A 26,322-nucleotide genomic window follows, 5' to 3' on the forward strand; every position below is an offset into this window, starting at 1 on the left:
ATAATCTATATCACGCGTCTTGCCTGAACATACGCTAAGTACCAGTAGCGTTCTGATAAATTAGACGTAATTACTCCTCTACTAGTCGTTGAATGAATAAACTCAACATAACCAGGTCTACTTTTTGTAACAATGCCAACATGATTCACTTTTCGGCTATTTTTTTTGGTCGCAAAAAACAATAAATCGCCTTCTTGTACGTCTTTGACATCAATCCAGTTCCCTGTGCTTTGTAAGGCTGAAGTTGTTCTTGGTAGATTGATGTTTTCTTTCTGAAAGGCAGTAACAACTAGACCAGAACAATCCATGCCTCGTTTAGTAGTTCCTCCATATTTGTAACGCGTTCCTTCAAAAGTTTGCGCATAATCAATGATGCTTTCTATAGTTTTGGATGGCGCAGAATAGGTGTTGCTTGTTCTTTTTTTGGTAGCTTTTGTCGTTTTTGATGTTTTAGTTTTTATGCCTTTGGAAGAATTACAGCTACCAAAACTGAGGCATATTATAAAAAGAAGAATAACATTTTTCATAGACAACAATTAAAATCTAAAAATAAATAATAGATTTAATAAGAGTAGAATAATAACTTAAGATTTTTAACAATGTTATGTACAACTCTCAAAAATAAGTTTAGCAGCATTTTCACTAGCGCCTTTTCCTCCTAATTTTTTTTCTAAATCGTAATAATCTATGAATAATCGGATACGTTCATTCTCATCAAGAATTTGTATCAGTTCTTTTTTGAGGCGTTGTTTATTTAAATCACCTTGGATTAATTCAGTAACAACCTCTCGGTCCATAATCAGGTTTACCAGAGATATGAATTTTAAGGTTATGATCCGTTTTGCAATTTGATAAGAAATTGCGTTTGCTTTGTAACACACTACCTGAGGAACTTTAAACAATGCAGTCTCTAAGGTTGCTGTTCCAGAGGTTACCAGCGCTGCATGAGATACACTTAGTAAATCATATGTTTTATTAGAAATAAAAGCTACATTATCTTGCTTAATAAAGGGTTTGTAAAAGCTGTAGTCTTGACTTGGAGCACCAGCGATTACAAATTGATAATCCTTAAAATCATTTACCAAGCTTAGCATTACACCTAGCATTTTTGTGATTTCTTGTTTTCTGCTACCAGGTAAAAGTGCAATAATTGGTTTTTTGCTTAGGTAATGATTTTTTCTGAAAGTGTGTTCATCCACTTGTTGCCGATTAGAAATCGCATCAATTAACGGATGACCTACAAAATGCACATCGTAATTATATTTGGCATAAAATTCTTTCTCAAAAGGAAGAATGACATACATGGCGTCAACATCTCTCTTAATTTTCTCCACACGACTGGCTCTGGAAGCCCAAACCTGAGGCGAGATATAGTAATGGGTCTTAAAATTATGTTCTTTAGCCCATTTGGCGATTCTAAGATTAAATCCTGAGTTATCAATAAATATGATGACATCAGGTTGATAATTTTTAATATCATCTTTACAAAAACTGATTAAGCCTAAAATCTTTCGAAGATTGAAAATTACTTCAGCAAAACCCATAAAAGATCGGTCTTTGTAATGTGTCACCAAAGTACCACCAACAGCTTGCATAAGATCGCCACCCCAAAATCTAAATTCAGCATTTACATCTTGTTTTAGTAACGCTTTCATCAAATTAGAGCCATGAAGGTCTCCTGAGGCTTCGCCAGCAATGATGTAGTACTTCATTTAAGTAAATCTAATAATAATGGTTATAAGTGCTACAACAATAGTAGCAATTAGCACACCTTTGGCGCGAGTTTCTTTATTTATATTTAGGAATAAAAAGAACGCACCTAAATTTAAGAGTGCACCAATACTAACCAATTTTGTTAACACATCTTGATTAATAGCAATCTTTAAGGAATTGCCTAATGAGTCACCAGTTCCAAAAAATAAGAGAGATATTGTGAGTCCAATAACACTTGCAATTAGTCCAATGACAATTCCGATAATAAGGTCTTTATTCTTCAAATTTCCATGTATTTAGTTCTTGAATGCTGTGATGAGCTGTTAGGTCAAATTGTATTGGAACAACCGAAACAAAACCATTGGATAAAGCCCACTCATCGGTGTCCTCACCATAATCGAGGTTAACAAATTTTCCGGTTAACCAATAATATTCTCTTCCTTGAGGATTAGTACGTTTATCAAATTCTTCTTCCCAGTTTGCTTTTGCTTGACGACATATTTTAATGCCTTTTATGTGTTTTTTGTCTAGCTTCGGGAAATTGACATTCAATACAGTGCCACTATCCAATCCATTTTCTAAAACGTTTTTAGCGATTGATTTAACGTAGGCTTTGCAAGCCTCAAAATTGGCACTCCATTTATAATCACAAAGCGAAAACCCTATAGCAGGAATGCCTTCAACACCTGCTTCAATCGCAGCACTCATAGTTCCTGAATAAATCACATTTATTGATGAATTCGATCCATGATTAATTCCGGAAACACACAAATCTGGTCGTCGATTCAACAATTGTTTAACTCCAAATTTTACACAGTCTGCAGGAGTTCCTGAACAACTGTATTCTTCTTGAGGACCATTATCTATGGTCACTTTTTCAACATGTAAAGTAGAATCAATTGTAATAGCATGACCCATTCCGCTTTGAGGGCTGTCTGGAGCTACAACTACAACGTCGCCAATTGTGGTCATAACTTCAATTAAAGTGCGAATACCAGGTGCAGTGATCCCATCATCATTAGTTACGAGGATAAGTGGTTTCTTTGACATTTATCTATTTTTTTTACACATACAAAAGTACACAAACACGCTTGAAATTCCTATAAATAAAGGTTTAACAAAAAATTAGTAGCACTTGATTTTATTGGCATGGTTTTTTCTTTTACTTTAGTAGAAATTATAAATTCTATGTCATTACATGTTATGGAATATTTGAGGCCGTAATGCTGTAATGCTACATAAAAGATTTACTATGAAAAATATGATGAAAAGAAATTATAAATTACTGCTTTTAGTATTGCTGCTGGCTTTTGCTTCCTGCAGTTTTACATCTAAAAAGTTTGAAGACCCAAATAAAGACAAACTACTTATTCAATTGGTAACCTATTTACTTGATGAAGGGCATTTTAATCCTCAGGAAATCAATGACAATTTTTCGCAAGAGGTATTTGATGAATATCTCGAACAGCTTGATCCTTTAAAACGCTATTTTTATGCCTCTGACATTAAGGAATTTGAAAAATACAAAACAGATTTAGACGATCAAATTAAGGCTTATGATGTTACATTTTTTAACATTACCTATGATCGCTATTTACAACGATTAGAAGAGTCAAAACAGATTTATAAAGAAGTTTTGGAAAACCCTTTTGATTTTTCAATAGATGAAGAATTTTCTACGAAATATGAGGACCTAACATATGTTAATTCAAAAAAAGAATTGAAGGAACGATGGAGACATCAGCTTAAATTTTCAACTATTGCCAATTATGATGATTTAATCGCTCAGCAAGAACGAGATCTTAAAAGAGCAAAAGATAAAGAGTCAGAAGGTGAAAAAGATGAAAGCGTGAAAGAAAAGTCTTTAGCTGAACTTGAAAAAGAAGCACGTGGAATTACGTTAAAATCTTTAAATGAATTATACGAATACATGGAGGACAGACAAAGAAAAGATCTGCTCTCGGTTTATGTAAACGCTATTGTACGTGAATACGATCCACATACGGCCTATTATGAACCTGAAGATAAAGAGCGTTTCGATGCAGATATCTCTGGTAATTTTGAAGGTATTGGTGCCAGACTTCAAAAAAAGATGGATGTTATAACCATTATGGAAGTCATTGCAGGAGGTCCAGCTTGGAGGCAGAAAGAGCTTGAAGTAGGTGATCAGATCTTAAAAGTAAAGCAGGAAGACGAAGAGGAGGCTCTTAATGTGGTAGGAATGCGTACAAGTGATGCCGTTAAATTTATTAAAGGTCCAAAAGGAACCGACGTAACGCTTACAGTGAAAAAGGTCGATGGAACAATTCAAGATATAACCATCACCAGAGATATTGTAGAAATGGGTGAAACCTACGCGAAATCATCAATGGTGATAAAAGATGGTAAAAAATATGGTATTATTGATTTGCCTCGATTTTATGTTGATTTTGATGACATTAATAATCGTAATGCGGCTTCTGATGTAAAGCTTGAAATTGAAAAATTAAAAGCTGAAGGTATGGAAGGCCTTGTTCTTGATTTGAGAAATAATGGCGGAGGATCTCTGCAGACAGTGGTTGATATGGCAGGATTTTTTATTAAAGAAGGTCCAGTTGTTCAGGTTAAGACTTCTGGAGAGCCAAAAGAAGTACTAATGGATAGGGACAGATCTATAGTTTGGGATGGACCATTAGTGATTTTAGTTAATGAATTTTCGGCGTCAGCTTCAGAAATATTAGCAGCTGCCATGCAGGATTATAAAAGAGCAATTATCATTGGAAGCGATCAAACTTTTGGTAAAGGTACTGTTCAAACCGTGGTTGATCTTAATCGCATGGTTAGAAATAATACTAGTGGTGATATTGGTGCTTTAAAAATGACAATTCAAAAGTTCTATAGAATTAATGGAGGTTCAAACCAATTAGAAGGTGTGAAAAGTGATGTTGTCATTCCTAATCGATATAGTTACATAGATATAGGCGAAAAGAATGAGGAAAATCCTTTGCCATGGAGCCAGATTGAACCAGCGCAATATGATGTTTGGGATAGTTATTTTGATTACGACACGACCATTGCAAAAAGTAAAGAGCGAATGGCTATGAACGAGCAATTGAAGTTAATTGATGAAAATGCTAAATGGGTTAAGAAAATTAGAGATAAAGATTTGTTTTCTCTAAACTATAATGATTACAAAGCTTCCCTTGAAATTAGTGAAAATGAAGCTAAACGTTTTGAGGAGTTATCTAAATATCAAACCAACTTAACTTTTGAACCGTTGTCTCAAGAGTTAAAATTAATGGAGCAAGATTCTGTTTTAAAAGAAAAGCGGGAACGTTGGCACACCAGCTTAAGCAAAGATGTTTATGTTGAAGAAGCTCTCAATGTTTTAAATGATTTAAAAATGACTTACGGAATCAAAACTAAAGTAGCGACGTCTGTAAAAAATTAGTATGAGTAATAATAGTGGCTCATTAACAAAATTGGCGCTTCAAAAGTTTAAAAAAAACTTTTGGGGCGTTTTAAGTTTTTGGGTTATTGTAATCATTGGTCTTGTTTCAGTTTTCGCTTATGGAATAGCTCCAGATGATTCTCAAAATGCAAATCAAATGCATTTGTCAATTCATTCTAAACCTCCAGGTTTTAAAGTCACATTATTAAGTCTGCCTTCAGAATTGAACATTCAGCAAAGTTTTTTTTCTAAGCTATTCTTCGGAAAGTTAAAAACGGATACCGAGATTCCTATTTCTAATTATAATATTGATAACCATACATTAACTTATACTGAATATGCTTCAGATGGTTTAGTAGGTGTAGAAAAATCTTTGGATTTAAGTCGGTTTCCAAATAAAAATTATACAGATTACGTCAAAGAAAAGACCTTCATTTTTGGAACAGATAAGTATGGAAGAGATCTTTTAAGTCGTGTTTTGGTTAGCTCTCGTATTTCTTTCTTTATCGGTTTTATAGCTGTTTTTATTTCTTTAGTCATAGGTATATTCATGGGTAGTATTGCTGGCTATTATGGTGGTAAAATTGATGCTTTTATCATGTGGATTATTAATGTGACATGGTCAATTCCTACATTGTTGTTAGTTATAGCGATAACATTGGCTCTAGGTAAAGGGTTTTGGCAAGTGTTCATTGCTGTGGGCTTAACCATGTGGGTTGAAGTAGCAAGAGTGGTTAGGGGACAAATTATAAGTGCTAAAGAAATGCAATATGTTACTGCTGCAAGAGCATTAGGTTTTAATGATTATAGAATTATAACAAAACATATATTGCCAAATATAATGGCTCCAATCATTGTGATTTCGGCAGCAAATTTTGCGGCTGCAATCCTTATAGAAAGTGGTCTTAGTTTTTTAGGTATAGGTGCACAACCTCCAATGTCCAGTTGGGGAGCAATGATTAAGGATCATTATAATTATATTATTTTAGGAAAACCTTACTTAGCTTTAATTCCAGGATTGTGTATTATGATTTTGGTGATGTCTTTTATGTTAATTGGTAATGCCTTTAGAGACGCTTTAGATGTAAAAAATTAGTTGGACCAATGCGATAAATCTCTGTTAGTTAATGCTTCAATTTTTTTTATGTCATCTGCAATGTTATTCATTATAAAAACTTTCGTTTGAGTGGTAAGTTTTGGTTTTTGGCTTATAAAATCACGATTACAATAATTTTTTAATAACATTACCACTTTTTTTATTTTTTCAAATAAAGTTTTCGGTTGATCATATTTGTGATGTAAAACTCGTCTGTTAAAACTTTTATTAGTGTTTAATGTTTTTTGATTTACCGTAATACCATTTATATTCAAGAAATCAAAAGTGGTATTAAGCACCTGCTGTGGATTAGAAATAAAGTCTTCAAAAAATAGAAGTAATACATTATTACGACCGAAATAATTAATGTAAGGTTCTATTTGCATGGCATATCTAGCGGTGTCAATATAGTGATTGTTAGATGTTAAGGCCGTATTTATGTCTTTAATAGATTCATGGCCTCTGTTGTATGAATGTATGTAATGTGAAACAATTCGGTCTATTGGATGTCTCATCATGTAGATAATTTTCATATTGGGATTGTAATTGAAAATATCGGTATGAATATTCTTATTATAATGAGGAAATTTTGAATAGTTTGTAGAACCTTCGCCATACAACTTGGCAGGTTTATCTGAAAATAAAGCATGGTAATTTGTAAGATTATCCCTCCAATTGTCTTTACAAAAAAACTCTGGTTCTTTTGGATTGCTGAAGCATATGTCAGGATGTTGTGACAATGCATTACTTAAGCTTGTTGTTGCTGATTTTGCCGCTCCAATAAGTAAAAAATCTACAGTCACGTTATTTGGAGTTATCGCAGTGCGTTTATCTGTTGATTTGTATCTTCAATAAATTGAAGGATATCATCACGCCCAATGGTTTTTGAAGAAGAGCTCACAAAATATGGAGGTAATTCTGCCCATGTCTTTAAAAGTTCTTGACAATAATCTTCAACATGACGTTCAATTGCTTTAGGTTTTAACTTGTCTGCTTTGGTAAAAATAATTGAAAACGGAATCTCACTAATACCTAAATATTCCATGAATTCTAAATCAATTTTTTGAGGTTCATGTCTTATATCTACTAAAACAAATGCTGAAACTAATTGTGTTCTTTTTTCGAAGTAATTGGTTATAAATTTCTGAAATTTTTTCTTAGCGGTTTTTGATACTTTAGCATAACCGTAACCAGGTAAGTCAACTAAAAACCAGTTTTTATTAATTAGAAAATGATTGATGAGTTGTGTTTTTCCTGGTCGTCCTGATGTTTTAGCAAGGTTTTTATGATTGGTCAACATATTGATTAATGAAGACTTCCCAACATTACTTCTTCCTATAAAAGCATATTCAGGTAAATAATCTTTCGGACATCTATCTACGTCAGAATTACTTATTACAAATTCAGCAGTTTTAATAAGCATAACATTAGTTTTTCGCGGAAGCGATTGATATTAAAGATTACGTTCCTTAAGCCAAGAATACAATATCTCGTTAAATTGGTCTGGATGTTCCATCATAGCAGCATGACCACACTTGTCAATCCAGAATAAATCAGAATCTGGTAAAAGTTGATTGAATTCTGTAGCTACTTCTGGAGGTGTTACCGTATCATTTTTACCCCAAATAATGCAAACAGGTAATGCCATTTTAGGTAAGTCTTTGGCCATATTATGTCTAATCGCACTCTTAGCAATTGCAAGCGTTTTTATAAGTTTATTTCTGTCATTAACAGTTTCATAAACTTCATCAACAATCTCTTTTGTAGCAACCTCAGGGTCATAAAAAACCTCCTGTGCCTTTTTCTTAATCACCTCATAATCACCACGTTTTGTGTAGCCTCCACCCATTGCGCTTTCATACAAACCAGAGCTTCCTGTAATGATAAGTGCTTTAACTTTTTCTGAATACAATTTCGTGTGATAAAGTCCAATATGCCCTCCCAGAGAATTTCCTAATAAAATAACATTATCAAAGCCTTTGAATTCTATAAAATCATGAAGGTATTTTGCAAAACTTTTGACGTTCGTTTTGAGCAAGGACATTGTGTAGATTGGAAGTTCTGGTATAAGTACTTTGTAGCCTTTTTCACTAAAAAAAGTTGTGACTGCATCAAAATTGCTCAAGCCTCCCATCAGTCCGTGTAAGACAATAATTGGAGTGCCTTCACCAACTTCAATATATCTGAATTCCTTTTCCTTCTTTAAACGATGCGCCATTAATTATAGGTCATTTGATCAAAAACAAATATAGGTATTTCAATTAAAATATTCTTATAATATTTCATCTGAACGTAAATGAATACCAATGAGATATTAACAATGAAGTTTGTACGACTGATTTGGTTGTAGCCTATTGATTCTTAATTTTTTAACTCTTTTCAAGTGCTTTTTGTGTGTTGTGAAAATAGGCTTCATCGAAAATTTATCAACAAAAGTGGAGTAATGTGGTAAAATGTGGGATAATTTTCAATATATTTGAATCTTAATCGTTAGTTGTAGTAAATCAATCATTTTGAACCCATTAATTGGAACTTATGAATGCAAAGTGGATGCCAAAGGAAGGTTAATGCTTCCTGCTGCAATAAAAAAGCAGTTGCTTCCAGTGTTGCAAAATGGATTTGTTTTAAAGCGTGCTGTATTTCAGCCATGTTTAGAACTCTATCCTATGAGTGAATGGGAATTATTGATGCAAAAGGTGAACAAGCTCAATCGTTTTAAGAAGAAAAACAATGACTTCATTCGTCGTTTTACTGCTGGTTTGAAAATGATTGAAGTTGATGCAGCGGGACGATTATTAATCCCAAAAGATTTAGTTGCTTTTTCGGGTATTACTAAAGAAGTGGTTGTGTCATCAGCGATTAATATTGTTGAGATTTGGGATAAGGATAAGTATGAAAAAGCTATTGATGATGCAACAGGAGATTTTGCTGATTTAGCTGAAGAAGTGATGGGACAAGACGATGACGATGGAATATCATAACCCTGTACTACTCAAAGAAACGGTTGATGGCTTAAATATAAAGCCAGACGGAATTTATGTTGATGTGACTTTTGGAGGAGGAGGTCATAGCAAAGAAATTTTAAAACGATTGGGACCTCATGGAAAGTTGTTTGCTTTTGATCAAGATAAAGATGCTCTTTTAAATACAATTGATGATAATCGATTCACGCTTATTAATGAAAACTTTAGATACGTCAGACGTTTTTTACGATTCTATGGAGCTAAAGAAGTTGATGGTGTTTTAGCCGATTTTGGAGTCTCCTCTCATCAGTTTGATGTTGCTGAACGTGGGTTTTCAACCCGTTTTGAAGCGGATTTAGATATGCGAATGAATCAGGATGATGCGATTTCTGCGTATCACGTGGTAAATGAATATGATGAAGAGCAATTAAGGCAAGTCTTATTTCAGTATGGAGAATTGAGACAAGCGCCAGCAATGGCAAAAGTAATTGTTGAAGAAAGAAATCATGGAGAAATTAAAACCAGTGAACAATTAAAGACTGTTTTAAAACGGTTTTTAAATCATAAAAAAGAGAATAAAGTATTAGCTCAAATTTATCAGGCGATACGAATAGAGGTTAATCAGGAGATTGAAGCATTGAAAGAGTTTTTATTACAAACACCTGAGGTTTTAGTTAAAGGTGGGCGATTGAGTCTGATATCATACCATTCACTTGAAGATAGATTGGTTAAGCGTTTTATAAGAAATGGTATGTTTGAAGGAGAGCCTGAACGAGATGTTTTTGGAAACTTTGAAGTTCCTCTTAAGAAAGTAGGGCATTTAATTGTTCCAACTAAAGAAGAAATAGCTAGAAATAATAGGGCTAGAAGCGCAAAGCTTCGTATTGCTGAAAGAATATAGTTTCTGTAAGGTTTCAAAACAGAAGGAATCAATAGATAATCTTCCTTCTTAAGGTGAGATGTACGAAGAGTTTAAGATTATGAAGAAAAATATTTACAGCATTTTAAGAGGTAAATTTTTAGTAAGTGATGACTCTTTTAAAAACTGGAGAATCATCATTTGGATTTCATTCTTAGCTATCATTATGATTGCTAGTTCGCATAGCGCAGACCAAAAAGTGTATGAAATCGCACGACTTAAAAATGAAGTTAAAGAATTACGGTCGGCATTTGTTGATGGTAGATCAAAATTGATGAGGTTAAAAATGGAATCGTCAATCATAAAGAAAGTAGCAGATAAAGGAATCGTTATATCAGAGATTCCACCAAAAAAAATAAAAGTTAAAGCACAAGATTGAAAACGTGGCAACAACCGAAACTAACATATTAAACAGATTGTATTTCATAGCTGGATGTATGTTTGTCTTCGCTTTGGCTGTTGTGTTTAAGTTGTGCACCATTCAGTTTGTTCAAGGGGACGATTACAGAGCACTTGCTGAAGAGCGCACTGTGAAAAATCACGAAATACCAGCCAATAGAGGAAATGTGTATTCGGCTGATGGTAGTTTGCTGGCGACATCTATTCCTAAATATGATATCAGACTTGATGCGATTCAGCCTAAAGACGCCACATTTAACAAGTATATCAAAGCGTTATCAGATTCGTTATCTATATACACTGGTAAGCCTTCAAGCTATCATCAAAACTCGATTACTAAAGCAAGATCTAATAAAAATAGATATTTCTTGTTAGCTCGAAATATCAGTTATTCTGATTATATCCGATTGAGAAATTTTCCATTACTGGAACTTGGAGCAATTAAAGGCGGACTCATAGTCGAGCAAACCACGCGTCGAGAACACCCAATGGGAGGAATCGCTGAACGTATAATTGGTTATGAAAAAATTGATGATGATGGCACTGTTACGAGACCAGGTATCGATGGTGCTTTTGGTGTGAAATACTTGAGAGGAGTTAATGGTTCTCGTTTGAAGCAGAAAATTGGTAACGGACAATGGAAACCTATTGTAGATTATAATCAGGTAGATCCTCAAGATGGCTATGATGTTTATACCACTATCGATGTTAATATTCAGGATATTGCACATCATTCATTATTAGGTCAATTAGAGCTATATGAGGCTGAACATGGTTGCGCTGTTGTAATGGACGTTAAAACAGGTGAAATTAAAGCGATTTCAAATTTAGGACGTAATCAAAATGGAACCTATTACGAGCGACTCAATTATGCTGTAGGTGAAAGTCACGAACCAGGTTCTACATTTAAAGTGATGGCGATGATGGCAGCACTTGAAGATAAGCTGGTTGATACGTCTACCATGGTAAATACTTATCAAGGAACGAAACGCTTCTATGGAAGAACGATTAGCGATTCTCGTGGTTATGGTGAAATCTCTGCAGCTCGTGCATTAGAAGTGTCTTCAAATATTGGGCTGGCAACGATAATAGATGATGCTTATGCTAAACAACCGAAAAAATTTATTAATAGGTTGAAAGGATGGAATCTTCATAAGCCTCTTGGCGTATCCATTATTGGAGAAGGTATTCCTGATATTGCTGAACCGGGAAAAGCGAATTGGAGTAGAAATGCTTTGCCTTCAATGGCTTATGGTTATAATTTAGAAATGACGCCATTACAGACATTGACCTTCTATAATGCTATTGCTAATAATGGAGAAATGGTAAAACCAAGATTCATTAAAGCGGTTAAAGAATTTGATAGAGAGATCGAAGTTTTCAAAAAAGAAGTCATTAATCAGAAAATTTGTTCGGACAAGACCTTAGGTGAAATACGAGAAATTCTAAAAAATATTGTTATCCGAGGAACGGGTTCTAGAATGTATTCTGAGAATTTTTCAATGGCAGGAAAAACTGGAACTGCAAGAACAGATTACAGTAATTATGAAGAATGGCGAAAAGACAGAAAGTATGTGTCTTCTTTTGCAGGTTACTTTCCGGCAGACAATCCTAAATATTCATGCATTGTGGTTATTCATAAACCAAGTACAAAAGTTGGGTATTATGGTGCTGATGTGTCTGGTCCTGTGTTTAAAAGAATTGCACAAAAAATATATACTGAAACCCCTTTAATAGATGAGGTTGAATCTTTAGAGATAGTTCATACTGAAGTTGAAGAATCGTTTGAGTCTTACTATAACATCGCTAATACCTATAAAACCATTATGCCTGATGTGGTTGGCTTACCAGCTATGGATGCATTGGCATTATTAGAAAATATGGGATTAAAAGTAAAGCTTGAAGGTGTTGGAGTCGTGAAAAATCAATCGATAACAAAAGGTGTAAAAATTAAACCAAACCAAATAGTGGTATTAGATATTTAATGGCAGTTTTAAAAGACATATTGTATAAGGTTACCATCAATGCAGTGGTTGGAAGCACTAGTGTTGATGTGAATACTATTCATTTTGATTCTCGAGCAGTTGCTAATGGAGATGTCTTTGTTGCTGTAAAAGGAACAACTGCTGATGGTCATAATTTCATAGAAAAAGCAATACAGCAAGGTGCTATAGCTGTAGTTTGCGAAGCGCTTCCAAAACATATACAAAACGGGATTACGTACATAGAAGTTGAAGACACAAGTAGCGCATTGGCTTATATGGCTTCTAATTATTATGAAAATCCTTCAAGTAATTTGAGACTAGTTGGTGTTACTGGAACTAATGGAAAAACGACAGTGACAACACTATTATATCAGTTGTTTAAAAAAGCGGGATACAAAGTTGGTTTATTGTCTACTGTAAAAATTATGGTTGATAATACCGAATACAAAGCAACGCATACAACTCCAGATTCATTAACTATAAACAAGTATTTGAAATTAATGAATGAAGCTGGCGTTGAGTTTTGTTTTATGGAAGTAAGCTCGCATGGTATTCATCAAAAACGCTCTGAAGGTTTGCAGTTTGAAGGTGGAGTGTTTACCAATTTATCTCATGATCATTTAGATTATCATGAAACCTTTGCTGAATACAGAGATGTAAAAAAATCATTTTTTGATCACTTACCAAAGCAAGCTTTTGCTTTAGTGAATATTGATGATAAAAATGGTCTAGTGATGTTGCAAAATACACAGGCAAAAAAATATACTTATGCCTTAAAAACCTATGCAGATTTCAAAGCGCAAGTTCTTGAAAATGAATTAAGCGGATTGCTATTGAAACTTAATGATAGTGAATTGTGGACAAGGCTTATAGGAACATTCAATGCGTATAATGTCGCTGCTATTTATGGAGCTGCTGAATTGTTAGGTCTTGAAAAAGTAGAAATCCTAAGATTGATTAGTGAGTTAGAAAGTGTAAGTGGTCGTTTTCAATATTTAATATCCGAGGAGAAAATCACTGCAATTGTAGATTATGCTCACACGCCTGATGCGTTGAAAAATGTGCTGGAAACCATTAATAGCATTCGTACAAAAAATGAAGAATTAATAACGGTCGTTGGTTGTGGAGGAGATAGAGATGCTACAAAGCGCCCGAAAATGGGGCATATCGCCTCGGCTCTAAGTAATAAGGTGATTTTTACAAGTGATAATCCAAGAAGTGAAAAACCAGAAGCTATTATTGAAGATATAGAAAAAGGTGTTGAACCTCAAAATTTTAAGAAAGTAGTTTCAATTACAGATAGAAGGCAAGCCATAAAAACAGCTTGTCAAATGGCCAATCCAAACGATATCATTTTAATCGCTGGGAAAGGTCATGAAACCTACCAGGAAATTAAAGGTGAACGATTTGATTTTGATGATTACCAAATCGTTCAGGAATTTTTAAAACAGTTACAGAAATAAATTAACCCATGTTATATTATCTTTTCGAATATTTAGAACAACAGTACCAATTGCCAGGAGCGAGTGTGTTTCAGTTCATCACATTTAGAGCTGCTTTGGCAATAATTTTGTCATTATTGTTCTCTACCATCTTCGGAAAGAAAATCATCACCTTTCTACAAAAACAACAAGTAGGAGAAACGGTGAGAGATTTAGGTTTAGCAGGTCAAGTTGAAAAAGCAGGAACACCAACAATGGGTGGAATCATTATCATCATAGCCACATTGGTTCCCGTGATTTTGCTCTCCAGATTAGATAATATATATGTTATTATGCTTATTGTAACGACCATTTGGATGGGACTTATTGGTTTTATTGATGACTACATTAAAGTCTTCAAAAAAGACAAGGAAGGTCTAAAAGGACGATTCAAGGTTTTAGGGCAAGTTGGTTTAGGGATTTTTGTTGGAGCTGTTATGTATTTCCATCCTGGAGTTACCATTAAGCAAGAAAAAATTAATCCACAGTTTTCTAATGAATTAATTACACAGAATTCTCCTGGAGAGTTTTATGCAGAAGAAAATAGGTCATTAAAAACAACCATTCCATTCGTAAAAGATAATGAATTTGATTATGCAACATTGGTATCTTGGATAGGCGATGGATATAAAAATTATGCATGGTTGGTATTTATTCCAATTGTAATTTTTATTGTAACAGCAGTTTCAAATGGCGCAAATCTTACAGACGGTATCGATGGTTTAGCAGCAGGTAGTTCGGCAATAATCGTATTTGCTCTGGCTATTTTCGCTTTCATCTCTGGTAACATCGTGTTTTCCGATTATCTCAATGTGATGTTTATTCCGAGATTGGGTGAAGTTGTGGTTTTTATTGCAGCATTTGTTGGAGCACTCATAGGATTCTTATGGTATAATACCTATCCAGCACAAGTATTTATGGGAGATACAGGAAGTTTAACCATTGGAGGTGTTATCGCTGTAATTGCGATTGCAGTTCGTAAGGAATTGCTTATTCCATTGCTTTGCGGAATTTTCTTCGCAGAATCTCTATCTGTGATTTTACAAGTAAGTTGGTTTAAGTATACAAAAAAGAAATATGGTGAAGGCAGACGCATATTTAAAATGTCGCCTTTGCATCATCATTATCAGAAGTCAGGATATCACGAAAGTAAAATTGTTACCAGATTTTGGATTGTTGGAATTTTTCTCGCAATCCTATCTATAGTGACACTCAAGTTGAGATAGGTTTTGTCATTCCGTAATTGATACGGAATCCAATAGAAAGTAAATAGATTCTGTATGGTAGTGCAGAATGACAATATAAATGAAGAACGAAAAATTAGTCATACTAGGAGGAGGAGAAAGTGGTGTTGGTACAGCACTTTTAGGAAAAGAGAAAGGCTATGAAGTTTTTGTTTCTGATAAAGGAATAATTAAAGAGAAGTACAAAAAAGTTCTTATACATAATGAGATTGAATTTGAAGATGGTCAGCACACGGAAGCTAAAATTCTAAATGCAGATTTGGTAATGAAGAGTCCTGGAATTCCAGATAAAGTTGCTTTGGTAAAACAAATAAGAGCACAAGGAATTACGGTCGTTTCTGAAATTGAGTTTGCGTCAAATTTTACAGACGCCACGTTGGTTGCTATTACAGGTAGTAATGGTAAAACAACAACTGCTAGTTTAACCTATCATCTGCTAAAACAAGAATTAAATGTTGGATTAGCAGGTAATATAGGTGATAGTTTTGCTAAGCAAATATTGGAGAAAAACCATTCAAACTATGTGCTAGAAGTAAGCAGTTTTCAGTTAGATGATATTATAGAGTTTAAACCAAAAGTTGCAGTATTACTGAATATTACACCAGATCATCTGGATCGATATGATTACGTTTTTGAAAATTATATCGCTTCAAAATTCAGAATTGTTGAAAATCAAACTAAAGAAGATTATTTCATCTACGATGCCGATGATGATGTCATTCAATCTTGGTTAAAACAGCATCCTATTCAATCCACATTATTGCCATTTTCATTAACAAAACACATTGAAAACGGAGCGTATTTAGATAAAGACAATATAAAAATAACAATAGATAACAACCAGATAATTATGCCAACAAAAAATTTAGCATTAGAGGGTAAACACAATATTAAAAATGCAATGGCAGCTTCAACAGTTGCGCACTTATTAAAAATAAGAAAGCAAACGATTCGTGAAAGTTTAGAAAATTTTCAAGGTGTAGAGCATCGATTAGAGCACGTGCTTAAAATTAACAAAGTTCAGTACATCAACGATTCAAAAGCGACTAATGTCAATGCGACATACTATGCTTTAGAGAGTATGGATGCACCAACTGTTTGGATTGTTGGCGGACAAGATAAAGGGAATGATTATCAGGAGCTGTTTCAGTTTGTAAATGAAAAAGTGAAGGCCATCATTTGTTTGGGAGTTGATAATGAAAAGCTGATGAAAAACTTCGGAAATATGGTCGATATTATTGTTGAAACGCAATATATGAGTGAAGCTGTTAAAATCGCTTATAAAATTGCTGAAGCTGGTGAAAACGTGTTGCTATCGCCAGCATGTGCAAGTTTTGATTTGTTTGAAAACTATGAAGATAGAGGTCGTCAATTTAAAGATGCTGTAAGAAATTTATAAATATAAAAATGCCATTCAGAAGAAAGTTCGACTGAAGAATCTAATTTTTAGATTCATCGCTTTACTCTGAATGACATCATGAGAATGATTTAGCAATAAAATGCAAACACTATTTAAAAACATAAAAGGAGATCGGTTAATATGGGCAATTGCTGCATTGTTGGCAATTTTCTCATTCCTTCCTGTGTATAGTGCTGCAAGTAATTTAGCTTATGTTGGTGGTGCAGGAAATACCTTCGGATTTTTCATTAAACATTTTATGCATCTCTTTTTAGGGTTTGCAATTATGTATGGAGTTCATAAAATTCCATATCGCTATTTCAGAGGATTATCAATGGTGATGATTCCAATTGTATTGGTGTTGCTTGTTGTAACAATGCTTCAGGGAACTACTATCGATGGTGCTAATGCGAGTCGTTGGATTCAAATTCCTTTTGTTGGCATGTCTTTTCAAACATCAACACTTGCAGCTGTTGTTTTAATGGTGTATGTGGCAAGATACTTATCAAAAATTCAAGATAGGCAAGTTACATTTACTGAAACCTTATTGCCCCTATGGGCTCCTGTGTTTTTTGTGTTGATACTTATTCTTCCTGCTAATTTTTCAACAACAGCCATTATGTTTTTGATGGTTATGATGTTGGCATTTATTGGAGGTTATCCCATTAAATATTTGGCTGTGGTTATAGGGACAGGAATTGTTGCACTATCACTTTTTATATTGGTTGCTAAGGCTTTTCCAGATGCTATGCCTAATCGAATAGATACATGGATGAGTCGTATTGAAAATTTCACAAATGGAGAAGACACTGAAGCCGATTATCAAATTGAAAAAGCAAAAATAGCAATTGCGTCAGGAGGTATTCAAGGTGTTGGACCTGGGAAAAGTGTTCAAAAGAACTTTTTACCACAATCCTCTTCAGATTTTATTTTCGCTATTATAATTGAAGAATACGGATTAATAGGCGGTTTGTTTTTATTAGTTATGTATTCGTGGTTATTATTCAGAATTGTCATTGTATCCCAAAAATCAGATACCGTTTTCGGAAAATTACTGGTCTTAGGTGTTGGTTTGCCCATCGTATTTCAAGCCTTGATTAACATGGCTGTTGCAGTCGAATTATTTCCGGTGACCGGACAAACATTACCATTAATTAGTAGTGGTGGGACATCAATCTGGATGACTTGTTTGGCTATAGGAATTATATTAAGTGTAAGTGCAAAACGAGAAGAAATAAAAGAACAAGAAATTAATGAAGATAATCCACTTGAAATTTTAAGTGAAACCATTTAATGAGTAACTATAAAATCATATTGTCTGGAGGCGGAACAGGAGGTCATATCTATCCTGCAATTGCGATTGCAAATGAGTTAAAATCTCGTTTTCCAGATGCTGAGTTTTTATTTGTTGGTGCTTCCGATCGCATGGAAATGGAAAAAGTACCTCAAGCTGGTTACGCTATTGAGGGGTTATGGATTTCCGGACTTCAACGAAAGCTGACTCTTAAGAATGTAATGTTTCCATTCAAATTGATAGCGAGTTTATTAAAATCTCGAAAAATCATAAATACGTTTAAGCCTGATGTCGCTATCGGAACAGGAGGTTTTGCAAGCGGTCCGTTATTGAAAGTAGCTTCTTCAAAAGGTATTCCTAGTTTGATTCAAGAGCAAAATTCTTATCCTGGAATTACAAATAAACTTTTGGGTAAAAAGGTAAATACGATTTGTGTGGCTTATGAAGGTTTAGAGAAATATTTTCCGAAAGAGAAAATCAAATTAACTGGAAACCCAATTAGGAAGGATTTACTGGATGTTGAATATAAGCATATTCAAGGAAAAGATGAATTTAAGTTGATTCACAGTAAGCATACACTGCTAATTTTAGGAGGTAGTTTAGGTGCTGGACGAATTAATGAATTGATAGAAAGTAAGCTGGACTATTTTGAATCACTTAATGTACAGTTGATTTGGCAATGTGGTAAGTTGTACTATCAGCATTATAAGAAATATAATCAGTTAGATCATGTTCAAGTGCATGCGTTTTTAAATACTATGGACATGGCGTATGCTGCTTCAGATATCATTATTTCAAGAGCTGGAGCGAGTTCTGTATCTGAACTTTGTGTGGTTGGAAAACCAGTCATTTTTATTCCATCACCAAATGTAGCAGAAGACCATCAAACTAAAAATGCTAAGGCTATTGCAGATAAAAATGCTGCTGTTTTAATAAAGGAAAGTGATTTAGAAGTTCAGTTTGATAATGCCTTTTCGGAATTACTGAATTCTAAAGAAAAAAGAGACGAGTTAAGTACACATATAAAAGCATTGGCATTAGTAAATGCTACAAAAGATATAGCAGACGAAGTAGAAAAATTATTAAAACAATAAATGAATTTGAAACATATAAATAGCGTTTATTTTATAGGTATTGGAGGTATTGGAATGAGTGCCTTAGCACGCTATTTTGTAGCTAAAGGTTTGAAAGTTGGTGGTTACGATAAAACTAAAACTGACATTACTGATGCGCTCGAAGATTTAGGTATTTTAATTCATTTTGAAGATAATTTAGAGGCTATTTCAGATGTGTTCTTAGATAAGGAAAACACGCTTATTGTTTACACACCTGCAATTCCAAAAGATCATACCGAATTAAATTACTTCATGTCAAATGGTTTTGAAGTTTTAAAACGATCAACAGTTTTAGGAGACATTACAAAGCAAACTTTCTGCATGGCTGTTGCTGGCACTCACGGAAAAACCACAACAACAAGTATATTAGGACATTTGCTTAGTGCATGTGATATAAAAGTTACAGCATTTTTAGGAGGTATAAGTGAGAACTATAATTCAAATCTTATCCTTAATGGCACAGACGTAACTGTTGTTGAAGCTGATGAATTTGATCGTTCTTTTTTAACGTTATCACCAGATTATGCTTGTATAACATCTATGGATGCTGATCACTTAGATATTTACGGAGATGCTTCAGCATTAGTGAAATCTTTTGAAGATTTTTCAAAAAAAATGAAACCAAACGGAAAACTATTCGTTAAAAACGGATTGCCAATTAAAGGGATTACCTATGGCATCGAAGACGATTCAGATTATTCTGTTCAAAATATTAAAATAGTAAATGGTAGCTATGTGTTTGATGTTAAAACACCAAATGCACTACTCAAAGATTTTAAATTTAGCCTACCTGGTAGACACAATCTGTCGAATGCTTTAATTGCCTTGGCGATGACTGTAGAATACGGAATCCCTAAACCGCAGCTCGCCAAAGCTTTAGCATCCTATAACGGCGTAAAACGCAGATTTACTTATCAGATTAAAAGTGAAAATTTAGTGTTTATTGATGATTATGCACATCATCCTGAAGAAATAAATGCTGTTCATCATGCAATTAGAGAAATGTATCCAGACAAAAAAGTGCTGGCAATTTTTCAACCCCATTTATTCAGCAGAACAAAAGATTTTGGAGATGAATTTGCTAAGAGTTTATCGCAATTTGATGAAGTGCTCTTATTAGATATATATCCTGCCAGAGAATTACCAATTGAAGGGATTACTTCTGATTGGCTTTTAAATAAAATTGATAACACACACAAGAAAGTAATTCAGAAATCAGAATTAGTTCAATATATAAAAACATCTTCAGCTCCAATTATATTAACCATTGGTGCAGGAGATATTGGAGAGGAAGTGAAACATATAAAAAAAGCACTTAGCATTGCGAGTTAATTACAATTACATAAAGGTCTCTTTTCTAGTACTGTTAGTGGGTTTCTTATTTGCGTTTTCGTCGATTAGAAATTCAACTCGAACAGTAGGCACTCCTTTAATACAATTTGTTGGAAGTGATAACCTATTTGTTACACAAGAGACTGTTAGTAAATTGTTAATACAAAATCAACAGAGTGTTACAAATAAGCCTAAAGATATTATAGATTTGAACGCGTTGGAAACTGCCCTAAACTCCAACCCAATGATTAAGAAAGCACAAGTGTTTATGAGTGTTGATGGCTCAATCACTGCAAGTATTGAACAAAAAAAACCTATAGCAAGAGTTAGTACAAATGCGTCCTATTACATCGACGAGCAAGGGTCTTTTATGCCTTTATCAACAAATTACACTGCGCGTGTACCTTTAGTAACAGGAGCAATTGAAAAAAATGACTTGTCGAATGTATTTACTGTAGCCCAAAAGGTTAAAGTGGATGAGTTTTTAAAAAAACACGTTGTTGAGATTCATCAAAATGAAGATCAATCTATCGATTTGAGATTACGTAATGTGGATTTTAAAGTACACTTAGGAAGTTTAAACCTATTGGATAAAAAAATTAACAATCTCAAGGCGTTTTATTTGAAAGCAATTAAAGATAAAACATTAGACAGTTATAGCGTCGTGAATTTAAAGTTTGATAAGCAAGTTATTTGCACCAAAAAATAAGTAATGGAGAACAATAAAATTTCAGTAGGATTAGACATCGGAACCACAAAAATTGTGGCAATGATTGGTCGTAAGAATGAATATGGAAAGGCAGAAATTTTGGGTATTGGTAAATCCAAAAGCTTAGGTGTGCATAGAGGTGTCGTTAACAATATCACACAGACAATACAATCCATTCAGCAAGCTGTGCAAGAAGCAGAAGCAGAAGCAGGCTTAAAAATTGAAGACGTAACCGTAGGGATTGCTGGTCAGCACATTAGAAGTTTACAGCATAGTGATTATATCACTAGAGCCAATTCTGAATTGGTTATAGATGAAGATGATATAGACAGATTGATTAATCAGGTGCATAAATTGGTCATGTTGCCAGGTGAAGAAATTATTCATGTCTTACCACAAGAATACAAAATTGATGGGCAACCAGAAATCAAAGAACCAATTGGTATGTATGGCGGACGTTTAGAAGCTAATTTTCACGTGGTTGTCGGACAAGTATCATCAATTAGAAATATTGGTCGCTGTGTGAAAAGTTCAGGACTAGAACTGGAAGGCATCACATTAGAACCATTGGCATCTGCAAATGCTGTGTTGAGTCAGGAAGAGAAAGAAGCAGGAGTTGCTTTAATCGATATAGGTGGAGGGACAACAGATTTAGCAGTGTTTAAAGATGGCATTATACGTCACACTGCTGTGATTCCTTTTGGAGGAAACGTGGTTACGGAAGACATTAAGGAAGGCTGTTCAATCATTGAAAAGCAGGCAGAATTACTTAAAGTAAAATTTGGTTCTGCATGGCCTGGAGAAAATAAAGACAACGAGATTGTATCAATTCCTGGTTTACGTGGTCGTGAGCCAAAAGAGATTACGTTGAAAAACTTGTCAAAGATCATTCATGCAAGAGTTGTAGAAATTATTGAACAGGTGTATGTAGAGATCAAGAATTATGGCCACGAAGAACAAAAAAAGAAACTAATTGCAGGTATCGTTTTAACAGGTGGAGGAAGCCAGTTAAAGCATTTAAAGCAATTGGTTGAATACATCACAGGAATGGATACCAGAATAGGTTATCCTAATGAGCATCTAGCAGGAAATAGTGATGACGAAATTGCTAGTCCGTTATATGCAACAGCTGTAGGGCTAGTGATGGATGGCTTAAAACGTCAGGAACGTAAGCGTGTTGAAAAAGAAGTTGAAGAGATGGAACTTGCTATGGAAGAACATTCTGAAGAACCTATTAGTCAAGAAGAAGAACCTGTTCAACCACCTAAAAAAGAACGTAAATCGTTCTTAGATAAACTAACTGAGCGAGTCAAAGATTTTTTAGACAATGCTGAGTAATTAGATTTAAATCTATTGAATAATAAATATATAAAGTACAAAACAACAACCAGTAAAAAGACTATTTATGAGCAACAACATTGAATTAGGCGATATTGCATTCGATTTACCTAAAAACCAATCAAACGTCATCAAAGTGATTGGAGTTGGTGGAGGTGGAAGCAATGCCATTAATCACATGTTTCAACAAGGGATTAAAGGTGTTGACTTCGTGATTTGTAATACAGATGCCCAAGCACTACAAAATAGTGGTGTCCCAAACAAGATCCAATTAGGAGTGAATTTAACTGAAGGGTTAGGAGCAGGAGCAAACCCTGAAGTAGGAGAACAAGCAGCCGTTGAAAGTCTGGAAGATTTAAGACGTATGTTAGGAACAAATACGAAAATGGTATTCATCACAGCCGGAATGGGTGGAGGTACAGGAACTGGAGCTGCACCAATCATCGCTAAACTTTCTAAAGAGATGGATATTTTAACTGTTGGTATTGTAACGATGCCATTTCAGTTTGAAGGAAAAACAAGAAATGAGCAAGCGCAGAAAGGAATTGAAACGCTTCGTTCACATGTAGATTCTTTGGTAGTCATCAATAACAATAAACTTCGTGAGGTTTACGGAAATTTAGGGTTCAAAGCTGGTTTCTCTAAAGCCGATGAAGTGCTTTCAACAGCATCTCGTGGTATTGCTGAAGTCATTACACATCACTACACGCAAAATATTGATTTACGTGATGCAAAAACAGTATTAAGTAATAGCGGAACTGCAATTATGGGATCTTCTACAGCTTCAGGTAAAACCAGAGCTCAGGAAGCCATTATGAAAGCTTTAGATTCGCCATTATTGAATGATAATAAAATTACTGGAGCTAAAAACGTATTGTTGCTCATCGTTTCAGGTTCTCAGGAAATTACTATTGACGAAATAGGAGAAATTAATGACCACATTCAAAATGAAGCAGGTCATGGTGCAAACATTATTATGGGTGTTGGTGAAGATGATTCTTTAGAAGAGTCTATCTCTGTGACAATTATCGCTACTGGTTTCGATATAGATCAACAACACGAGATTTCTAATACAGAGCAAACTAAGGTTGTTCATGCTTTAGAAGACGATAGAAATGACGTACATGTTAAAGAAAGTGATCCGGCAATAATAACGCCAGACATTGTTCTTGAAAAAGAAAATCCTAAGCAAGATGTCGTGATACATACACTTGTAGAAGAAGATGATATAGAAGCGGTTACTGAAGATTTTGAAACAGATTTAATCACGACTACTGATATCATCAGAAATATGAATGTCGTGTATGATGAAGTTTTAGATCATCAAACAATCGATGAGGATTTTATTATTACTCCTGTTCAGGAAGTGAAAGAAGATAGAATTGAAGCTGTTGAAGAAGAGCAGATTACATTAACTTTTGACTTGCCACTATCTTTTGGTCAGGAAGAAGAGGAGACGCCTCAGGTTGATGAAAAAACAGTATTTACATTAGATGAAGAGGTTAAAGATTTAGATGTTACAGACCATATTGAAATTGTTCCAGTAACTGAAGCAAATGAAGAAGGCGAAAAGCGTTATGCTCTAGATGATTTCATGACGTATGAGTCTTCAATTAATGAGACAAGTACGAAAGTTCAGCCAGAAGTAGAAGAAGAAATTGTATTTGAGAAAAAGACAATAGAATCTGAGGTTTATGAAGAAGAGGTAAAAGAAGAAATTGACCCAATGAACAGTCCAATTTCAGATTTGCTTAAAGAAAGAGCTGATGAGCGCAGACGTAAGATGAAAGACTTTAATTACAAGTTCAATACCGCAAAAATTGATGATATTGAAAAAGAACCTGCATATAAAAGACAAGGTGTGAATTTAGAAGAATCTCAGCATTCTTCAGATACCAAGGCTTCCAGAACTTCGGTTACAACTGATGATAACGACGATATTCAATTAAGAAGCAATAATTCATTTTTACACGACAACGTAGATTAATAGCAAATTTAGTTTAGTGTTTCACACTTTGTTAAACCCGAAAAGTTGAAATTAACTTTTCGGGTTTTTTATATCTGAATAATTTCAGTCTTTCTAAAAAACACTTAGATTTTCATTACCTTTGCATTTTAAATACAAGATGAAATATGAGTTTGCAACAACAGATAATGACAGCCATGAAGTCTGCAATGAAAGAAAAAGACCAAACAGCTTTAGCAGCATTAAGAGCTGTTAAGTCTGAACTTTTATTGGCTCAAACTTCAGGTTCGGCAGAAGGCATAACAGAAGACGAAGAAATAAAAATTCTGTCTAAGTTAGTAAAGCAAAGAAAGGATAGTGCATCAATTTATACAGAACAGAATCGTAATGATTTAGCTGAACCAGAATTAGCTCAAGCTGAAATTATTTCTCAGTTTTTGCCAGCCCAGCTTAGTGAGGAAGACATTGAAAAGGTGGTTGTTGATACTATTGAAAAAGTAGGAGCAGAAGGCATGAAAGATATGGGTAAAGTGATGGGAATGGTAAATCAACAATTAGCAGGACAAGCTGACGGAAAAACCATTTCTATGATTGTTAAAGCTAAATTATCTTAATAATTTTAAACATAAATAGGATGTCACCTTGAACGCAGTCGAAAGGTCGCATCGTGTTATAATGGCCTCGTAGTTCAACTGGATAGAATATCAGATTTCGGCTCTGAGGGTTGGAGGTTCGAATCCTCTCGAGGTCACGAATAAATACTAAAAAAAGAAAAATGCCAAGCTCGCTTGAGCATTTTTTTGTTTTTAGTATTTTCAAAGCGGAGCGCATGAGGAATAGCGCATGTCAATGAGCTAATCCTGTATTTTCAAAGCGGAGCGCATGAGGAATAGCGCATGTCAATGAGCTAATCCTGTATTTTCAAAGCGGAGCGTTTATAATGAAGATTTAGTCGTATTTATTAAACCAGTTAAAATGGTTTTTCATAATCTGTGATTTATTATCATTGATATGATCAACTAAATGCTTGGCAATGGTAGAAAGGTTTTTTGATTTTAACCAAATTAAGTTCCAATTGGTAGTCATGGGTAATCCCTTCATTGGTATAATTTGTAAATCACCATTATTAAGTTCGTTCTTAATGCCGATTAAAGGCATTATCGAGTAACCTAAGCCTGCTACAACAGCTTGTTTGAGTGCTTCATTTGATTTTAGTTCCATCTTTTTGTATGTAGAGATATTTTGTGAAGCAATAAAGTACTCCATTTGTTTTCGAGTAGCAGATCCTTCTTCCCTGTAAATAAGTGGTAGTTTTTCAAATTTTGTTTTTGACAATTTTTTATTGATAGATTTAAATTGTTTTCCTCCTACTAGGTATAATTTGTTTTCCATAAGCTCTATACGATCTAACTTCAAATGTTCAGGTATAACGGAAACCATGGCAAAATCGACTCGATTTTCCTCTAGAGATTTTACCACTTCGGACTTATTTGTAACATCCATATTTAATGCAACACCATTATGCTTAGACATAAAGTCTGTAAGAAAATATGGAATTACATATTTTGCTGTAGACACAATTGCAATTTTTAGTTTTCCTGATAATTCACCTCGAAATGAGAGCGCTTTATAATTTATTGCATTTACTTCACTAAGTATTTTTTCCGCTGCTAAAGCTATTTCTTCACCAAATTCGGTAATGTAAATTTTTCGTCCTACAACCTCAAATAGGGGAATTTCAAATTGATCCTGAAATTTTTTTAGTTGTATTGATACCGCTGGTTGAGTCAAAAATAACTCCTCTGAAGCTTTTGTAACACTTTTAAGTTGAGACACTTTGAGGAAAATTTCTAATTGATGTAATGTATAATGCATAAATAATAGTTATGAATATTATAATAAATATAAATAAAAATATATAAAAATTACATCTAATATT

The 26,322-nt window shown here is 34.2% G+C and carries 24 protein-coding genes and 1 tRNA gene; 17 read left to right on the forward strand and 8 right to left on the reverse strand.

The window, feature by feature from the left end:
• Nucleotides 1-5: 5 nt before the first annotated feature.
• From TD18_RS01565 to surE, 4 genes are all read right to left on the reverse strand, one after another.
• On the reverse strand, nt 6-527 hold the full coding sequence (locus tag TD18_RS01565; protein WP_040247543.1) for a C40 family peptidase: 522 nt from the start codon (nt 525-527) through the stop codon (nt 6-8).
• 75 nt (nt 528-602) lie between these two features.
• Nucleotides 603-1,712, reverse strand: a complete 1,110-nt coding sequence (gene lpxB, locus TD18_RS01570; RefSeq protein WP_040247545.1) for a lipid-A-disaccharide synthase — start codon at nt 1,710-1,712, stop codon at nt 603-605.
• Entirely contained in the window at nt 1,713-1,997 is a 285-nt protein-coding gene (locus TD18_RS01575) for a hypothetical protein (protein ID WP_052460992.1), read from the reverse strand.
• Nucleotides 1,987-2,763 (reverse strand): 5'/3'-nucleotidase SurE, encoded by a 777-nt coding sequence (surE, locus tag TD18_RS01580; protein WP_040247549.1) that lies wholly within the window; start codon nt 2,761-2,763, stop codon nt 1,987-1,989. Before surE ends, TD18_RS01575 begins: the two co-directional genes overlap by 11 nt.
• A 214-nt stretch (nt 2,764-2,977) precedes the next feature.
• Here surE and TD18_RS01585 point away from each other — a divergent pair, with 214 nt between their 5' ends.
• Together TD18_RS01585 and TD18_RS01590 are read left to right on the forward strand one after the other, a co-directional pair.
• Nucleotides 2,978-5,143 carry a carboxy terminal-processing peptidase gene (locus TD18_RS01585; protein ID WP_040247936.1) on the forward strand — a complete coding sequence of 722 codons (2,166 nt, stop codon included), beginning with the start codon at nt 2,978-2,980 and terminating at the stop codon, nt 5,141-5,143.
• Between the two features lies 1 nt (nt 5,144).
• Entirely contained in the window at nt 5,145-6,239 is a 1,095-nt protein-coding gene (locus TD18_RS01590) for an ABC transporter permease (protein WP_040247552.1), read from the forward strand.
• On the opposite strand, the gene TD18_RS01595 is transcribed toward TD18_RS01590, so the two are convergent.
• The 3 genes from TD18_RS01595 to TD18_RS01605 are packed head-to-tail and all read right to left on the reverse strand — an operon-like array spanning nt 6,236 to nt 8,457.
• Nucleotides 6,236-7,042, reverse strand: coding sequence for a sulfotransferase family protein (locus TD18_RS01595; RefSeq protein ID WP_040247555.1), 807 nt, complete (start codon nt 7,040-7,042; stop codon nt 6,236-6,238). The two genes, TD18_RS01590 and TD18_RS01595, sit on opposite strands and share 4 nt — an antisense overlap.
• A gap of 11 nt (nt 7,043-7,053) precedes the next feature.
• Nucleotides 7,054-7,662: a ribosome biogenesis GTP-binding protein YihA/YsxC gene (yihA, locus tag TD18_RS01600; RefSeq protein WP_040247557.1), complete on the reverse strand. Its 609-nt coding sequence runs from the start codon at nt 7,660-7,662 to the stop codon at nt 7,054-7,056.
• Between the two features lie 30 nt (nt 7,663-7,692).
• Nucleotides 7,693-8,457 carry an alpha/beta fold hydrolase gene (locus tag TD18_RS01605; protein WP_040247560.1) on the reverse strand — a complete coding sequence of 255 codons (765 nt, stop codon included), beginning with the start codon at nt 8,455-8,457 and terminating at the stop codon, nt 7,693-7,695.
• A 295-nt stretch (nt 8,458-8,752) separates the two neighbouring features.
• On the opposite strand from TD18_RS01605, the gene mraZ reads away from it, so the two are divergent.
• The 15 genes from mraZ (at nt 8,753) to TD18_RS01680 (ending at nt 25,134) form a co-directional block, all read left to right on the forward strand.
• The gene (mraZ, locus tag TD18_RS01610; RefSeq protein ID WP_040247562.1) at nt 8,753-9,220 is read left to right on the forward strand and encodes a division/cell wall cluster transcriptional repressor MraZ; all 468 of its coding nucleotides are present in this window, start codon (nt 8,753-8,755) and stop codon (nt 9,218-9,220) included.
• Entirely contained in the window at nt 9,207-10,103 is an 897-nt protein-coding gene (gene rsmH / locus TD18_RS01615; RefSeq protein ID WP_040247938.1) for a 16S rRNA (cytosine(1402)-N(4))-methyltransferase RsmH, read from the forward strand. The genes mraZ and rsmH overlap by 14 nt, the downstream gene beginning before the upstream one ends.
• Nucleotides 10,104-10,182: 79 nt before the next feature.
• The gene (locus tag TD18_RS01620; RefSeq protein WP_040247564.1) at nt 10,183-10,500 is read left to right on the forward strand and encodes an FtsL-like putative cell division protein; all 318 of its coding nucleotides are present in this window, start codon (nt 10,183-10,185) and stop codon (nt 10,498-10,500) included.
• A 58-nt stretch (nt 10,501-10,558) separates the two neighbouring features.
• Nucleotides 10,559-12,505: a penicillin-binding protein gene (locus tag TD18_RS01625; RefSeq protein WP_052460993.1), complete on the forward strand. Its 1,947-nt coding sequence runs from the start codon at nt 10,559-10,561 to the stop codon at nt 12,503-12,505.
• Entirely contained in the window at nt 12,505-13,968 is a 1,464-nt protein-coding gene (locus TD18_RS01630; RefSeq protein ID WP_040247569.1) for a UDP-N-acetylmuramoyl-L-alanyl-D-glutamate--2,6-diaminopimelate ligase, read from the forward strand. Before TD18_RS01625 ends, TD18_RS01630 begins: the two co-directional genes overlap by 1 nt.
• An 8-nt stretch (nt 13,969-13,976) precedes the next feature.
• Entirely contained in the window at nt 13,977-15,212 is a 1,236-nt protein-coding gene (gene mraY / locus TD18_RS01635; RefSeq protein WP_040247570.1) for a phospho-N-acetylmuramoyl-pentapeptide-transferase, read from the forward strand.
• Nucleotides 15,213-15,291: 79 nt separating this feature from the next.
• A complete protein-coding gene (murD, locus tag TD18_RS01640; protein ID WP_040247573.1) occupies nt 15,292-16,629 on the forward strand; it encodes a UDP-N-acetylmuramoyl-L-alanine--D-glutamate ligase in 1,338 nt (445 codons plus the stop codon).
• 100 nt (nt 16,630-16,729) lie between these two features.
• Entirely contained in the window at nt 16,730-17,923 is a 1,194-nt protein-coding gene (locus TD18_RS01645) for an FtsW/RodA/SpoVE family cell cycle protein (RefSeq protein WP_040247577.1), read from the forward strand.
• Nucleotides 17,923-19,017, forward strand: coding sequence for an undecaprenyldiphospho-muramoylpentapeptide beta-N-acetylglucosaminyltransferase (murG, locus tag TD18_RS01650; protein ID WP_040247579.1), 1,095 nt, complete (start codon nt 17,923-17,925; stop codon nt 19,015-19,017). The genes TD18_RS01645 and murG overlap by 1 nt, the downstream gene beginning before the upstream one ends.
• On the forward strand, nt 19,018-20,370 hold the full coding sequence (gene murC / locus TD18_RS01655) for a UDP-N-acetylmuramate--L-alanine ligase (RefSeq protein WP_040247582.1): 1,353 nt from the start codon (nt 19,018-19,020) through the stop codon (nt 20,368-20,370).
• 244 nt (nt 20,371-20,614) lie between these two features.
• Nucleotides 20,615-21,079 carry a cell division protein FtsQ/DivIB gene (locus TD18_RS17475; RefSeq protein WP_241480626.1) on the forward strand — a complete coding sequence of 155 codons (465 nt, stop codon included), beginning with the start codon at nt 20,615-20,617 and terminating at the stop codon, nt 21,077-21,079.
• A 3-nt stretch (nt 21,080-21,082) separates the two neighbouring features.
• Nucleotides 21,083-22,417 (forward strand): cell division protein FtsA, encoded by a 1,335-nt coding sequence (gene ftsA, locus TD18_RS01665; protein ID WP_040247586.1) that lies wholly within the window; start codon nt 21,083-21,085, stop codon nt 22,415-22,417.
• 67 nt (nt 22,418-22,484) lie between these two features.
• Entirely contained in the window at nt 22,485-24,404 is a 1,920-nt protein-coding gene (gene ftsZ / locus TD18_RS01670; RefSeq protein WP_040247588.1) for a cell division protein FtsZ, read from the forward strand.
• A 146-nt stretch (nt 24,405-24,550) separates the two neighbouring features.
• Nucleotides 24,551-24,997: a GatB/YqeY domain-containing protein gene (locus tag TD18_RS01675; RefSeq protein WP_040247590.1), complete on the forward strand. Its 447-nt coding sequence runs from the start codon at nt 24,551-24,553 to the stop codon at nt 24,995-24,997.
• A 63-nt stretch (nt 24,998-25,060) separates the two neighbouring features.
• Nucleotides 25,061-25,134 (forward strand) — tRNA-Arg (locus TD18_RS01680).
• 197 nt (nt 25,135-25,331) lie between these two features.
• Here the strand turns inward: TD18_RS01680 and TD18_RS01685 are convergent.
• Nucleotides 25,332-26,258 carry a LysR family transcriptional regulator gene (locus tag TD18_RS01685; protein ID WP_040247593.1) on the reverse strand — a complete coding sequence of 309 codons (927 nt, stop codon included), beginning with the start codon at nt 26,256-26,258 and terminating at the stop codon, nt 25,332-25,334.
• Nucleotides 26,259-26,322: the final 64 nt, after the last annotated feature.

It is taken from the genome of Psychroserpens mesophilus, from assembly GCF_000826645.1.
In the GTDB taxonomy this organism is placed as follows: Bacteria; Bacteroidota; Bacteroidia; order Flavobacteriales; family Flavobacteriaceae; genus Psychroserpens; species Psychroserpens mesophilus.

Bases quoted from the DNA above. Each gene is read 5' to 3' on its own strand.
- TD18_RS01605 (WP_040247560.1), bottom strand. From the start codon at position 8,457: ATGGCGCATCGTTTAAAGAAGGAAAAGGAATTCAGATATATTGAAGTT.
- rsmH (WP_040247938.1), top strand. From the start codon at position 9,207: ATGGAATATCATAACCCTGTACTACTCAAAGAAACGGTTGATGGCTTA.
- surE (WP_040247549.1), bottom strand. From the start codon at position 2,763: ATGTCAAAGAAACCACTTATCCTCGTAACTAATGATGATGGGATCACT.
- TD18_RS01565 (WP_040247543.1), bottom strand. From the start codon at position 527: ATGAAAAATGTTATTCTTCTTTTTATAATATGCCTCAGTTTTGGTAGC.
- mraY (WP_040247570.1), top strand. From the start codon at position 13,977: ATGTTATATTATCTTTTCGAATATTTAGAACAACAGTACCAATTGCCA.
- murD (WP_040247573.1), top strand. From the start codon at position 15,292: ATGAAGAACGAAAAATTAGTCATACTAGGAGGAGGAGAAAGTGGTGTT.
- TD18_RS01585 (WP_040247936.1), top strand. From the start codon at position 2,978: ATGAAAAGAAATTATAAATTACTGCTTTTAGTATTGCTGCTGGCTTTT.
- TD18_RS01625 (WP_052460993.1), top strand. From the start codon at position 10,559: ATGTTTGTCTTCGCTTTGGCTGTTGTGTTTAAGTTGTGCACCATTCAG.
- TD18_RS01590 (WP_040247552.1), top strand. From the start codon at position 5,145: ATGAGTAATAATAGTGGCTCATTAACAAAATTGGCGCTTCAAAAGTTT.
- TD18_RS01675 (WP_040247590.1), top strand. From the start codon at position 24,551: ATGAGTTTGCAACAACAGATAATGACAGCCATGAAGTCTGCAATGAAA.
- murG (WP_040247579.1), top strand. From the start codon at position 17,923: ATGAGTAACTATAAAATCATATTGTCTGGAGGCGGAACAGGAGGTCAT.
- TD18_RS01620 (WP_040247564.1), top strand. From the start codon at position 10,183: ATGAAGAAAAATATTTACAGCATTTTAAGAGGTAAATTTTTAGTAAGT.
- TD18_RS01630 (WP_040247569.1), top strand. From the start codon at position 12,505: ATGGCAGTTTTAAAAGACATATTGTATAAGGTTACCATCAATGCAGTG.
- ftsZ (WP_040247588.1), top strand. From the start codon at position 22,485: ATGAGCAACAACATTGAATTAGGCGATATTGCATTCGATTTACCTAAA.
- ftsA (WP_040247586.1), top strand. From the start codon at position 21,083: ATGGAGAACAATAAAATTTCAGTAGGATTAGACATCGGAACCACAAAA.
- TD18_RS17475 (WP_241480626.1), top strand. From the start codon at position 20,615: ATGATTAAGAAAGCACAAGTGTTTATGAGTGTTGATGGCTCAATCACT.
- yihA (WP_040247557.1), bottom strand. From the start codon at position 7,662: ATGCTTATTAAAACTGCTGAATTTGTAATAAGTAATTCTGACGTAGAT.
- TD18_RS01685 (WP_040247593.1), bottom strand. From the start codon at position 26,258: ATGCATTATACATTACATCAATTAGAAATTTTCCTCAAAGTGTCTCAA.
- TD18_RS01645 (WP_040247577.1), top strand. From the start codon at position 16,730: ATGCAAACACTATTTAAAAACATAAAAGGAGATCGGTTAATATGGGCA.
- murC (WP_040247582.1), top strand. From the start codon at position 19,018: ATGAATTTGAAACATATAAATAGCGTTTATTTTATAGGTATTGGAGGT.
- lpxB (WP_040247545.1), bottom strand. From the start codon at position 1,712: ATGAAGTACTACATCATTGCTGGCGAAGCCTCAGGAGACCTTCATGGC.